This is a genomic window from Citrobacter sp. CK191 (assembly GCF_030333435.1).
GTDB lineage: Bacteria > Pseudomonadota > Gammaproteobacteria > Enterobacterales > Enterobacteriaceae > Citrobacter_B > Citrobacter_B koseri.
Genome location: NZ_JAOWFX010000032.1, coordinates 81,454 through 94,053 on the forward strand (window position 1 = coordinate 81,454; position 12,600 = coordinate 94,053).

At 52.2% G+C, this 12,600-nt stretch carries 12 protein-coding genes and 2 pseudogenes; 6 read left to right on the top strand and 8 right to left on the bottom strand.

Annotated features, from left to right (window positions below):
- Window positions 1-24: 24 nt before the first annotated feature.
- Window positions 25-708 (bottom strand): fimbria/pilus chaperone family protein, encoded by a 684-nt coding sequence (locus OGV82_RS17105; RefSeq protein WP_047459866.1) that lies wholly within the window; start codon window positions 706-708, stop codon window positions 25-27.
- 73 nt (window positions 709-781) lie between these two features.
- Window positions 782-1,489: a DUF1120 domain-containing protein gene (locus OGV82_RS17110; RefSeq protein WP_047459869.1), complete on the bottom strand. Its 708-nt coding sequence runs from the start codon at window positions 1,487-1,489 to the stop codon at window positions 782-784.
- A 642-nt stretch (window positions 1,490-2,131) separates the two neighbouring features.
- On the opposite strand from OGV82_RS17110, the gene fdnG reads away from it, so the two are divergent.
- Genes fdnG through fdhE form a run of 4 tightly spaced genes read left to right on the top strand, consistent with a single transcriptional unit; the run spans window position 2,132 to window position 7,655 of the window.
- Complete coding sequence (fdnG, locus tag OGV82_RS17115) at window positions 2,132-5,182, top strand: formate dehydrogenase-N subunit alpha (RefSeq protein ID WP_081353215.1); 3,051 nt, start codon at window positions 2,132-2,134, stop codon at window positions 5,180-5,182.
- Between the two features lie 12 nt (window positions 5,183-5,194).
- Window positions 5,195-6,097: a formate dehydrogenase O subunit beta gene (gene fdoH, locus OGV82_RS17120; RefSeq protein ID WP_012133916.1), complete on the top strand. Its 903-nt coding sequence runs from the start codon at window positions 5,195-5,197 to the stop codon at window positions 6,095-6,097.
- A complete protein-coding gene (gene fdoI / locus OGV82_RS17125) occupies window positions 6,094-6,729 on the top strand; it encodes a formate dehydrogenase cytochrome b556 subunit (protein WP_012133917.1) in 636 nt (211 codons plus the stop codon). The genes fdoH and fdoI overlap by 4 nt, the downstream gene beginning before the upstream one ends.
- The gene (gene fdhE, locus OGV82_RS17130; RefSeq protein ID WP_047459875.1) at window positions 6,726-7,655 is read left to right on the top strand and encodes a formate dehydrogenase accessory protein FdhE; all 930 of its coding nucleotides are present in this window, start codon (window positions 6,726-6,728) and stop codon (window positions 7,653-7,655) included. Before fdoI ends, fdhE begins: the two co-directional genes overlap by 4 nt.
- Window positions 7,656-7,691: 36 nt before the next feature.
- Here fdhE and OGV82_RS17135 read toward each other — a convergent pair whose 3' ends face one another.
- Both OGV82_RS17135 and OGV82_RS17140 read right to left on the bottom strand, forming a co-directional pair.
- A complete protein-coding gene (locus OGV82_RS17135; RefSeq protein WP_047459878.1) occupies window positions 7,692-8,066 on the bottom strand; it encodes a type II toxin-antitoxin system VapC family toxin in 375 nt (124 codons plus the stop codon).
- Window positions 8,063-8,308, bottom strand: a complete 246-nt coding sequence (locus OGV82_RS17140) for a ribbon-helix-helix domain-containing protein (RefSeq protein ID WP_162790489.1) — start codon at window positions 8,306-8,308, stop codon at window positions 8,063-8,065. Before OGV82_RS17140 ends, OGV82_RS17135 begins: the two co-directional genes overlap by 4 nt.
- A gap of 204 nt (window positions 8,309-8,512) precedes the next feature.
- Here OGV82_RS17140 and OGV82_RS17145 point away from each other — a divergent pair, with 204 nt between their 5' ends.
- A complete protein-coding gene (locus OGV82_RS17145) occupies window positions 8,513-9,424 on the top strand; it encodes an alpha/beta hydrolase (protein WP_101744343.1) in 912 nt (303 codons plus the stop codon).
- A 29-nt stretch (window positions 9,425-9,453) separates the two neighbouring features.
- Window positions 9,454-9,661 (top strand): annotated as a pseudogene (locus tag OGV82_RS17150) (helix-turn-helix domain-containing protein); the annotation flags it as partial.
- Between the two features lie 19 nt (window positions 9,662-9,680).
- On the opposite strand, the gene fabY reads toward OGV82_RS17150, so the two are convergent.
- From fabY to yihX, 4 genes and pseudogenes are all read right to left on the bottom strand, one after another.
- Window positions 9,681-10,622 carry a fatty acid biosynthesis protein FabY gene (fabY, locus tag OGV82_RS17155; protein WP_024130670.1) on the bottom strand — a complete coding sequence of 314 codons (942 nt, stop codon included), beginning with the start codon at window positions 10,620-10,622 and terminating at the stop codon, window positions 9,681-9,683.
- 44 nt (window positions 10,623-10,666) lie between these two features.
- Window positions 10,667-11,104 (bottom strand): annotated as a pseudogene (gene dtd / locus OGV82_RS17160) (D-aminoacyl-tRNA deacylase).
- The gene (locus OGV82_RS17165; protein ID WP_012133924.1) at window positions 11,101-11,973 is read right to left on the bottom strand and encodes a virulence factor BrkB family protein; all 873 of its coding nucleotides are present in this window, start codon (window positions 11,971-11,973) and stop codon (window positions 11,101-11,103) included. Before OGV82_RS17165 ends, dtd begins: the two are co-directional and overlap by 4 nt.
- Window positions 11,967-12,566: a glucose-1-phosphatase gene (gene yihX, locus OGV82_RS17170; protein WP_047459890.1), complete on the bottom strand. Its 600-nt coding sequence runs from the start codon at window positions 12,564-12,566 to the stop codon at window positions 11,967-11,969. Before yihX ends, OGV82_RS17165 begins: the two co-directional genes overlap by 7 nt.
- Window positions 12,567-12,600 lie beyond the last annotated feature (34 nt).

Genomic DNA, 12,600 nt, shown 5'->3' on the forward strand with positions numbered 1-12,600 from the left:
TGTTTTACAATAAACTGAGATTAATTATTTTATTTCTGCGACAAAACTCTTCGCCTTATAGCCATAGCGCGTAGCAGGATACATTTCGATATTTTTATCCAGTGCGGATAATGTGGTCGAGGCATGGGCACTTATTGTTTCACCCGGCAGAATATAAGCCTTTGGTAAATCAGCGTGCGCGCCTGATGGCAATAATTTTAATTTCTGCTCCAGACGGATAACATAAGGCGTTTTATTTTCCACGCTGAGTTTTCCGCCGCGCATATGCCACTGGAGATCTTTCCACGGCTCCATATTCACGTCTAAACCCGAAGGATGAATAATGACGGGAAGGTTTTGGCTAAAGACCACTTTAACTTTGTTTTTATCCCGTTGCGGGATGGTCGTAAAAATAACGCGCTTCAAATGCTCAACTTTTAACGGCTCCGCGCTATTTTTAAGAACGAATCGCACACGTTGCGTCTTACCGGCATCAACACGCGTAACGGGTTGCGTGACAATCAGGCCAGGCTGAGGATCGTCTGGAAGATTGACGATTTTGGTATACAAGAGCTGGGCATCAGCATCGGTGTTTTTAACATCCATACTGCCGCCTTGCTCTTCTTCATTAATCAGCAGCAGCGACGTGTCGGGCACCATCCCGGCAGCCAGACAGTTAAATGACGCCAATAAACAGGCGCAGATTAATGTTTTCTTGAAGGAAAGCATAATATTAGTCCATTAATATTCATAACTGCTCCCCATAGTAATATGGGGAGCATCTACGATACGTGCAGTGTAATTACAGATATACCAGCTCTACGGTGGTTAAGCCGTCAAGCGTCGCTTCATCGGTAATTTGCAGATCGTCTGTCGGGTTGATAATCGCGGACACACCGACGTTAAAGTTGACTTTTGTTTGCGGTTCTGGCGCATCAGCCGAGCTTTTACCAAAGCTGTAAACCTCGCTGTTATTATTTATAATCTGCATATAGCTGTTGCCTGCTTTTGTTCCCCAGGTAGTGCCGTCATTTGCTGAGAAATAGGCAATCAGGTTATCGCCATTGCCGTTAGTCAGCGTTCCTGAATCAATCTGAATACCCAGCGCATATGCCCCAATTTTCTGGCTACCGTACAGCCCCAGGCCAAAAAGATAATTAGCAGAAGAAATGAAATCAGTCGATGCGAAATTAATGGCATAACCGGTGGTCGGTACAGAAGCGCTATGCATATCAGTAAAAGAAACGCCGACACGCGTATCTTCTTCACAGGTAATGGCGACTGGCACGGTTTTAATGTCAGGCAGTGCGGTTGGCGCAGTTGAATTTAATGACGCCACTTTGATGGTGCCAAAATCAGCGATACCGCCGCCGCTTGGGAATGACGGAATACAGGAAGCAGGAACAATTTTCCCTGATACTTTAATATCAACGCTCGGTGCCGCCATAACGGAAGAAGCCGTCAGCGCCAGCACAGACACCATCAGGCTTTTTTTAAAAAAAACATTCATTTTTATTTCCTTATAAAAGAAGCCACTTTATATAATGATGACCTCTGCATATTTCAAAAAATTGACATGACACCAACATACAATATTGGTTGGCGAAATTTATCATTTGTCAAAAAACCATACAATCGAAAGATTATTTTTAAGAATTTATTCCAGGAAAATCCTCAAAGGAAATCCTTATATACATTCACCAGACATATATAAAGATTCATATAAAAGATTAAATCCCGTTATTGTATAAATAATAAATATTATCTACCGCCAGAAAAGTCGATCCATCCAGAACTACCGATAAAGAATGCTGATACCTCATCTCTTTTCGAACAACAACACAATTATTTAACATAGTGATGATTACGCAGCGAAATTTATTAACTCCAAAGTATTAGTTCCTGCTTTTTCGGTTGCAAAGATCGTCAGTCATTATGCATCAATGTGATAAACATCACATTTTCATGTTGCCATCATGAAAACTCATTCACTTTTATTTAACCGCAACAGAACACACCTACCAACATTATGGTATCCTGAGTTATATCCCTCCCGGAACTGAGGGAATGCGCAAATTCTTCCCTTTGCGGCCGGTTTCATGGTGGTCCGCAAAGTAAAACTACATAGCAATGTCGAAACAAGGAGCAAACCATGCAGGTCAGCAGAAGGCAGTTCTTTAAGATCTGCGCTGGCGGTATGGCAGGCACCACGGCGGCGGCACTGGGTTTCGCACCCAGCGTAGCGCTAGCGGAAACACGGCAATATAAATTGCTGCGCACCCGCGAAACCCGTAACACCTGCACTTACTGTTCCGTTGGTTGTGGGCTGTTAATGTACAGCCTCGGCGACGGTGCAAAAAACGCCAAAGCATCTATCTTCCACATCGAGGGCGATCCGGATCATCCGGTCAGCCGTGGCGCGCTTTGCCCGAAAGGGGCCGGTCTGGTGGACTTCATTCACTCCGAAAGCCGCCTGAAATACCCGGAATACCGCGCGCCAGGTTCAGATAAATGGCAGCAAATCAGTTGGGATGAGGCATTCGACCGCATCGCTAAACTGATGAAAGAAGACCGCGACGCCAACTACGTTGCGCAGAACGCCGAAGGCGTGACCGTTAACCGCTGGCTCTCCACCGGGATGCTGTGCGCTTCCGCATCCAGTAACGAAACCGGCTATTTAACGCAAAAATTCTCCCGCGCGCTCGGTATGCTCGCGGTCGACAACCAGGCGCGTGTCTGACACGGACCAACGGTAGCAAGTCTTGCTCCAACATTTGGTCGCGGTGCGATGACCAACCACTGGGTCGACATGAAGAACGCCAACCTCATCGTGGTGATGGGCGGTAACGCCGCTGAAGCCCACCCGGTAGGGTTCCGTTGGGCGATGGAAGCTAAAATTCACAACGGCGCGAAGCTGATTGTGATTGATCCTCGCTTCACGCGTACGGCGTCGGTGGCCGATTTCTATGCCCCTATCCGTTCCGGTACTGACATTGCCTTCCTGTCAGGCGTACTGCTGTACCTGCTGAACAATGAAAAATACAACCGCGAATACACCGAAGCCTATACCAACGCCAGCCTGATCGTGCGTGAAGATTTTGGCTTCGAAGATGGCCTGTTTACGGGCTATGACGCGGATAAACGCAAGTACGACAAAACCAGTTGGGCCTACGAACTGGATGAAAATGGCTTCGCTAAACGCGATACCACGCTGCAACATCCTCGCTGCGTGTGGAACCTGCTCAAGCAGCACGTTTCCCGCTATACGCCGGAGGTGGTGGAAAATATCTGCGGCACGCCGAAAGCCGATTTCCTGAAAGTATGCGAATACATTGCGGAAACCAGCGTCAAAGATAAAACCGCGTCGTTCCTGTATGCCCTCGGCTGGACGCAGCACTCCATCGGCGCGCAAAACATCCGCACGATGGCGATGATCCAACTGTTGCTCGGCAACATGGGGATGGCTGGCGGCGGCGTCAACGCGCTGCGCGGTCACTCCAACATTCAGGGGCTGACTGACTTAGGGTTGCTGTCGCAAAGCCTGACGGGTTACATGACGCTGCCCAGCGAAAAACAGACCGACCTGCAAACCTACCTTGCCGCCAACACGCCAAAACCGCTGCTGGAAGGTCAGGTCAACTACTGGAGCAACTACCCGAAATTCTTCGTTTCTATGATGAAAGCCTTCTTTGGCGATAACGCGACGAAGGACAATGACTGGGGCTTCGACTGGTTGCCGAAGTGGGACAAAGGGTACGACGTCCTGCAATACTTCGAGATGATGAACGAAGGCAAGGTCAATGGCTATCTCTGCCAGGGCTTTAACCCGGTCGCCTCATTCCCGAACAAAAACAAAGTGGTTGCGTCACTCTCTAAACTGAAGTTCCTGGTGACTATCGACCCGCTCAATACCGAAACGTCCACCTTCTGGCAAAACCACGGTGAGTCGAACGATGTTGATCCGTCGAAAATCCAGACCGAAGTGTTCCGTCTGCCGTCAACCTGCTTCGCCGAAGAGAACGGCTCTATCGTCAACTCCGGCCGCTGGCTGCAATGGCACTGGAAAGGCGCGGACGCCCCCGGCGACGCCGTAACCGACGGCGAGATCCTGGCCGGTATCTTCTTACGCCTGCGTAAGATGTACGCCGAGCAAGGCGGCGCGAACCCGGAACAGGTGCTGAATATGACCTGGAACTACTCCACGCCGCATGAACCGTCTTCGGAAGAAGTGGCGATGGAAAGTAACGGTAAAGCGCTGGCCGATCTTATCGACCCGGCAACGGGTGCGGTGATCGTGAAGAAAGGCCAACAGCTCAGCTCGTTCGCCCAATTGCGTGACGATGGCACAACTTCCAGCGGATGCTGGATTTTCGCCGGTAGCTGGACGCCGGAAGGCAACCAGATGGCGCGCCGCGATAACTCCGATCCGTCAGGCCTCGGCAATACGCTGGGGTGGGCATGGGCATGGCCGCTGAACCGCCGCATTCTGTATAACCGCGCCTCCGCCGATCCACAGGGCAACCCGTGGGATCCGAAGCGCCAAATCCTGAAATGGGACGGCGCGAAATGGGGCGGGATGGATATCCCGGACTACAGCGCCGCTGCGCCGGGTAGCAACGTCGGGCCGTTCATCATGCAGCCGGAAGGGATGGGTCGCCTGTTCGCGCTCGACAAGATGGCGGAAGGGCCGTTCCCGGAACACTACGAGCCGTTTGAAACGCCGCTGGGGACGAACCCGCTGCACCCGAACGTTATCTCCAACCCTGCCGCCCGTATCTTTAAAGGCGACGCAGAGGCGTTGGGTAAAGCCGATAAGTTCCCTTACGTCGGAACAACTTACCGTCTGACCGAGCACTTCCACTACTGGACCAAACACGCGCTGCTTAACGCTATCGCGCAGCCGGAACAGTTTGTGGAGATCGGCGAGAAGCTGGCGAACAAGCTCGGCATCGCGCATGGCGATACCGTAAAAGTCTCCTCCAACCGTGGCTATATCAAAGCCAAGGCGGTAGTGACCAAGCGCATTCGCACGCTGAAAGCAGACGGCAAGGATATCGATACCATCGGTATTCCTATTCATTGGGGCTACGAAGGGGTGGCGAAAAAAGGCTTTATCGCCAATACGCTCACGCCATTCGTCGGTGATGCGAACACGCAGACGCCGGAGTTCAAGTCCTTCCTGGTGAATGTGGAAAAGGTGTAACGGAGACGACCTATGGCTTATCAATCGCAAGACATCATTCGTCGTTCCGCGACTAACGGTTTCACTCCCGCGCCACAGGCGCGGGATCACCAGCAAGAGGTGGCGAAGCTTATCGACGTCACCACCTGTATTGGCTGTAAAGCCTGTCAGGTGGCCTGTTCGGAATGGAACGACATCCGTGATGAAGTGGGCAGCAACATCGGGGTGTACGACAACCCGGCTGATCTGACCGCAAAATCCTGGACGGTGATGCGCTTCTCGGAAGTGGAGCAAGACGACAAACTGGAATGGCTTATCCGTAAGGATGGCTGTATGCACTGCGCCGATCCGGGCTGCCTGAAGGCATGTCCGGCAGAAGGGGCTATCATTCAGTATGCCAACGGCATTGTCGACTTCCAGTCTGAACAGTGCATCGGCTGCGGCTACTGCATCGCCGGTTGTCCGTTCGATGTGCCGCGCCTCAACCCGGACGACAACCGCGTTTATAAATGTACGCTGTGCGTTGACCGTGTGGTGGTGGGGCAAGAACCGGCCTGCGTGAAGACCTGCCCGACTGGCGCTATCCACTTTGGTTCCAAAGAGGCGATGAAAACGCTGGCAGGCGAACGTGTGGCTGAGCTGAAAACCCGTGGTTACGACAATGCAGGTCTGTACGATCCGGCGGGCGTCGGCGGTACTCACGTCATGTACGTGCTGCACCATGCCGACAAACCGAATCTGTACCACGGTCTGCCGGAAAACCCGGAAATCAGCGCGACGGTGAAATTCTGGAAAGGCATCTGGAAACCTCTCGCAGCGGTCGGCTTTGCTGCGACCTTTGCGGCCAGCATCTTCCACTATGTCGGTGTCGGCCCGAACCGTGCAGATGAGGAAGAAGACAATCTGCATGAAGAGAAAGACGAGGTGCGCAAATGAAACGACGTGACACCATCGTGCGCTATACGGCGCCGGAACGCATCAACCACTGGATCACCGCCTTCTGTTTCGTACTGGCGGCGGTGAGCGGACTGGGCTTTTTGTTCCCGTCCTTCAACTGGCTGATGCATATCATGGGCACCCCACAGCTGGCGCGCATTGTGCACCCGTTCGTGGGCGTGATCATGTTCGCCTCATTCATCATCATGTTTTTCCGTTACTGGCACCACAATCTAATCAATCGGGATGATATCTTTTGGGCGAAGAATATTCGTAAGATCGTCGTCAACGAGGAAGTCGGCGACACCGGACGTTATAACTTCGGCCAGAAATGCGTATTCTGGGCGGCGATTATTTTCCTGGTCCTGTTGCTGGTCAGCGGAGTGATCATCTGGCGTCCGTATTTTGCGCCTGCTTTCTCAATCCCGGTGATCCGATTCGCGTTAATGCTGCATTCATTTGCCGCAGTAGCGTTAATTGTGGTTATCATGGTGCACATTTACGCCGCCCTCTGGGTGAAAGGCACCATTACCGCGATGGTGGAGGGATGGGTAACCCGGTCATGGGCGAAGAAACATCACCCGCGCTGGTACCGTGAAGTCCGCCAGAAACAGGAAAAGTCATCTGAATGAGTATTCGCATAATCCCGCAAGATGAGCTGGAGAAGAGCGAGAAACGTACGGCGGATATGATTCCGCCGTTATTGTTCCCCCGGCTCAAAAATTTGTATAACCGCCGCGCCGAGCGTCTGCGCGAGCTGGCCGAAAACAACCCGCTTGGCGATTATCTGCGCTTTGCCGCGCTGATCGCACATGCCCAGGAAGTGGTGCTGTACGACCATCCGCTGGAGATGGATCTGACCGCGCGCATCAAAGAAGCGAACGCGCAGGGCAAACCGCCGCTGGACATTCACGTTTTACCGCGCGATAAGCACTGGCAGAAACTGCTGCATTCGCTGATTGCTGAGCTGAAACCGGAGATGAGCGGCCCCGCGCTGGCGGTAATCGAAAATCTGGAGAAGGCTTCGGAACAGGAACTGGAGCAAATGGCGAGCGCGCTGTTTGAATCCGATTTCGCCTCCGTCAGCAGTGATAAAGCCCCGTTTATCTGGGCGGCGCTGTCGCTCTATTGGGCGCAAATGGCTAGCCTGATCCCCGGTAAAGCCCGTGCGGAGTACGGCGAGCAGCGTCAGTATTGCCCGGTGTGCGGCTCAATGCCGGTTTCCAGCATGGTGCAAATCGGCACCACGCAGGGTCTGCGTTACCTGCACTGCAACCTGTGCGAAACCGAGTGGCATGTAGTGCGCGTCAAATGCAGTAACTGCGAGCAGAGTCGCGATCTGCACTACTGGTCGCTGGATAACGAACAGGCGTCGATTAAAGCAGAAAGCTGTGGTGACTGCGGTACTTACCTGAAAATTCTGTATCAGGAAAAAGACCCGAAAGTGGAAGCCGTCGCCGACGATCTCGCCTCACTGGTGCTGGACGCGCGCATGGAGCAAGAGGGCTTTGCCCGCAGCTCCATCAACCCGTTCCTGTTCCCGGGCGAAGGGGAGTAATTCTGACGTCAGGTCGGGTGGCGCGTGCCGCCCGGCTTATAAATGGTAAGGCGTAATGACTCCCGGAATCCCCGCAAAGTCCTTTGTATTGCGCGTCACGAGCGCAAAACGATGAATGTGCGCTGTAGCCAGAATGACCGCATCCGGCAACTTCATCCCGTATTCCTGCCTGAGACTGACACTTCTTTCGGCAATATCCTGTGAAACGCCAATAACGTTAAAAGCGCTCAATGCTATACGTGTGCGGGATTCCTGATGGTACTTTTTTGCCCCTACCATCACTTCCATCCAGGTAATGAGACTAATGGCATTCTGGGGTGAGTAAGCTTCGAGCGCCTTCTTCGCTTCATCACGCCCGCTAAATAAATCAATGAGAATATTGGTGTCAAACAACACCGGACCTTTAATCATTGCCACTCCTCGCGGAGCTTCCTTTCGTATTCAACGCCATCTTCTTCGCAACCTTGCCAGAGCCCCAGCGCATCGGAAATAGTGGTTTCGGCTTGTCCCTGCCTTTCCAGGTATTGTTCAACTGCTTCGCGTAATAGCTCTGCTCGCGGAAGATTACGCTGTTGTTTGAGGTCATCAAGCCGCTTGATAACCTCATCTGATAAATCAAGTAATATTCTGCCCATTTCCATCCCAGCCATCATACTCATATATACCTCCAGTATATCATTGGCGATTAATTTTCAAACAACATACACCGATGAAAGACCAGAAAAAAGACTTTATGAGCGCGATTTTTGCTTTTACGAGCCGCTTTCCAGAATTGCAACCTCGTCAACACTCCCCGTTCCTTTTCGCTAAAAACCAGGTTATAACGCTGTATATCCATACAGATTAAGGGAGTAAAAATGGCACTGGAAAGCGGTATTGCACAGCTGGTTGAGGCGTTTATCGCTGCGGGTCGCCCCTCTTCACGGGAGCAAAATATTGATGATCGGAGGGCTGGCTATATCGCCAGTACAGTACTTGCCGGAGAGACAGAAACGCGTGTACAGGTTGACGATATTGAAATTGATGCAATGACATTTCGCGTGGTTTCGCCACTGGCCTCTTCTGAAACGCTGCCCTGCGTTATCTACTATCATGGCGGCTGCTTCATCAGCGGCGGGTTTGCTACACATGATAACCAACTGCGACAACTGGCGTACCACAGCGGTTGCCGGATTATTGCGGTACAGTATCGCCTTGCCCCTGAGCATACTTTCCCGGCCGCGCATGACGATGCTGAAAAAGGGGCAAACATTATCTGGAATCATGCTGAAGAGCTTGGCATCGATCGCAAGCGTATTACCCTTGCTGGCGACAGCGCTGTCACCGCATTACGCCTGAAGCAGGCAAATCACTGGCAACCCGTACAGCTTGTGCTTATCTACCCCATGCTTGACGCAACCGCAGGGTTTAACAGCTACACCCGTCATGGTCTGGATTACATCATCACCCGAGATACGCTGCTTTCCGGCTATGAGATGTACTTACAGCAGACTGACCGTCAACATCCTGAAGTTAGTCCTCTCTGGCGGGATGATTTCAGCACTCTGCCGCCAGTACATATTATTACGGCAGAATTTGACCCACTTTGCGATGAGGGTGAAGCACTTTATCAACGGCTCACGGAACAGGGCGTTGATTGTACCTGCCAACGCTACCTCGGCGTGATTCATGGATTTTTCCAGTTGGGCGGCGTTAGCCATGCCGCACGAAATGTAATGCGGGATATCGCCTGGCGTATTGGAAACCCATCTACAGGGACGATTTATTAATATCCACTTTTGTTTTCATCTTGAAAACATACCGTAGGACATTGTCGTTGATAGAGTTTCTGGTTGACCGCAACGATCTGGAAAACCCGTTGTTTGAGCTGCTATCTGCCCGCATCCGTGATTACGAAAAGCACGCGCCAGAGTTCAGAGCACTCAATCAATGCCTGGATGACCGTCGCTCATATAAAAGCGCTCTCTGAGCGCTTTAAACTTCCTGCTGAAGCCTTTATCGAATAAAGGAGGTACCCCCTTTATCCTACTCTTCCTCGTTGCCGCCCTCTTCATAAGGGCCAAACGGTTTTGCCGGCAATACGATATAAATACCTTCAAAAACTGCGCCTGACGTCTCGTCGCCAAACAACTCCACTTGCAGTTGCACGCGTGCTTTACGGCCTCGCGCCAACCTGTCCAGATCGCCGCTCAACGACCCCAGATCGGCAATTGCGCTGGGTTTGCCGCTGATGGGCCTGCTGTAGCGAATATGCGCATCGGCGAGAATAATCGTACCGCCCAGATGACGCTCGCGCAGCATGAGCCAGATCAGCCCCCAGCCGGTAAGCGTTGCCAGTGAAAACAAACTCCCGGCAAACAACGTGTGGTGCGGATTCTGATTGCCCGTTTCAGGCATGGTCGTAATAAATTTCTGACCAGTGTACTGCTGAATGCGCACCCCCATTTTTTCACTTAACGGGATGTGCTCATACCAAGCCTGCTGAAGCTGCCCACACCAGTCGCCACGGTGCAGAATGTCATCCAGCGTCGCGACCGGTTTAATCATCAGAAAATGGCGAACCGGCGTGGTTTGCGGGGTCGTGATTTCCCCTTGATTCACAAAGCCAAGTTTGGCGAAGAACGCTACCGCATCTTCACGGGCGCTACAGGTGACGCGTTTTACCCCTTCCTGGCGCGCCACGGACTCCAGGGTCATCGCCATCAACGTTCCCAGCCCTTTATCCTGAACAGACGGTTCAACGGCCATGAAACGAATAGAAGCTTCGTTATCCGCATTGATATACAAACGCCCTACCGCAACCAGGTTCCCCTCTTCATCCACCACCATTTGATGATGCGCCATCGCATCCCAGGCATCGCGTTCGGAGCCTTTCGGCTGGTGGAGCGGTTTGCGCAGCATTTCCCAGCGAAACTGGTAGTAACGTGCTAATTCTTCTTCTGTTTGCGGTACTCGAAGGTGATACATAGCTGTACTCTCTCTTGTTACCCGCGGCCACGCCGGAAGCTGGCTCATACCTGTAGCCAGAACGTTACGGGGCCATCATTGACCAGCGAGACCTGCATATCAGCAGCGAAACGTCCGGTTTGCGTGTTCATTTCCTGTTGGCGGCAGCGCTCAACAAAGTATTCATACAGCGCTTCAGCGCGATCCGGCGCGGCGCCTCTTGAGAAGCCCGGTCGCATACCGCGTTCGGTATCGGCAGCCAGCGTAAATTGCGACACCACCAGCACGCTTCCCCCCGCCTGTTGCACGTTGAGATTCATCTTGCCTTCGGCATCGCTAAAAATTCGATAACCGAGCACGCGCTCGCACAGGCGATTCGCTTTCTGTTCGTCATCATCCCTTTCGACACCTAATAACACTAAAAGTCCCTGGCCGATTTCACCCGTCACCTCGCCCTCCACGGTGACGCTGGCACGGGTTACGCGCTAAATTAATGCAATCATGATTGGTCTGCTTCTTCTTGTTCTGCGGCTTGTTTGAGTTTGCGGTATTCCCCGAGAGTGACAGTTATTTCGGCACCAAGCAAGACGATACACCATGTCCAGTACACCCAGACAAACAAAATGGGGATAACCGCCAGCACGCCGTAAATCAACTGATATGACGGGAACATGGTGATATAAAGCGCGAATCCTTTCTTTCCTGCTTCGAACAGTACCGCTGCGACAAAAGCGCCGACAACAGCATCGCGGTTTGGTACGCGCGTGGTCGGCACAATGCTGTACAGCAGCCAGAACGAAATCCAGGAGAGAATCAGAGGGAATACCCTCAGGACGTTATCGATAACCGTGTTGAGCTCGCTGGCCCAGCGCAGAGAAAGCAGATAGGAGCTGATCGCCAGGCTGGCGCCCGCCAGCAGTGGCCCCAGGGTCAGGATCATCCAGTAAACGGCGAAAGAATACACTTTTGGACGCGTGCGTTTGCTACGCCAGATGGTGTTCAGGGCGCTGTCGATGGCATACATCAGCAACAGCGCCGTGACGATCAGTCCACAAGCGCCTACCGCCGTCATTTTGTTGGAATTTGCGACGAACTGCTCAATATAACGCTGAATAACATCTCCCGTCGCCGGGATGAAGTTAGCAAAAATAAAATGGCGTAACTGGAGGCTGACGTCGGAAAACATGGGAAAGGCGGCGAAAAGCGCAAAAACGACGGCGATCAACGGCACTAACGAGAGCAACGAGACATAGGCCAGGTTCCCCGCGAGGGTGGTCATATTGTCCTCGTCAATGCGCTGCCACAACAGTTTAAGCCAGGCCCTGACTGGACGCGTATGATGCCTGGCTTTTTGATGCACGTTTTTTAGCATAACAACTTCGCGAAATAGTCCGGGATGGTCGTTTTATCCGTCACCAGAATACTGGTGATCCCCAACTGGTTAGCCCCTTCTATATTATCGGCGTTGTCGTCAAAAAAGACCGTATCGGCGGCAGAAAAACCTTCTGTCTGCAAAACATGCTGGTAAATCCGCACCTCAGGTTTACGCATGCCCAATTCCTGGGACAGATAAATATGATCGGCAGCCTGGCGAACTTCAGGGTATTCATCCGGCCAGAAGGTCGTATGCAGACGGTTGGTATTAGACAATACGACGACACGATGCCCCTGCTCGCGAAGCTTATGCATGATGTCGATAACCTCGGGCCGTAATGCGACAAATACCGCCTGCCAGCCGTGGGAAAATTGCTCATAGCTCAGCGGCAACGCCATCTCATGGCACAATGCTTCTGCGAAGGCTTCATCAGTGATCTCCCCCCGCTCATGCTGATGAAACGCCTCTCCCATCGTAAAACTTTGCTTCAACGAAGCCAGCGGGACACGGCTCAGGTCACTCCATGCACCTAACACGCGGTTGAAGTCGATATCGACAATCACATTACCTAAATCAAAGATATAGAGCATGATCCTCTCCTTGCAAGCCGTGGATGAATAACTG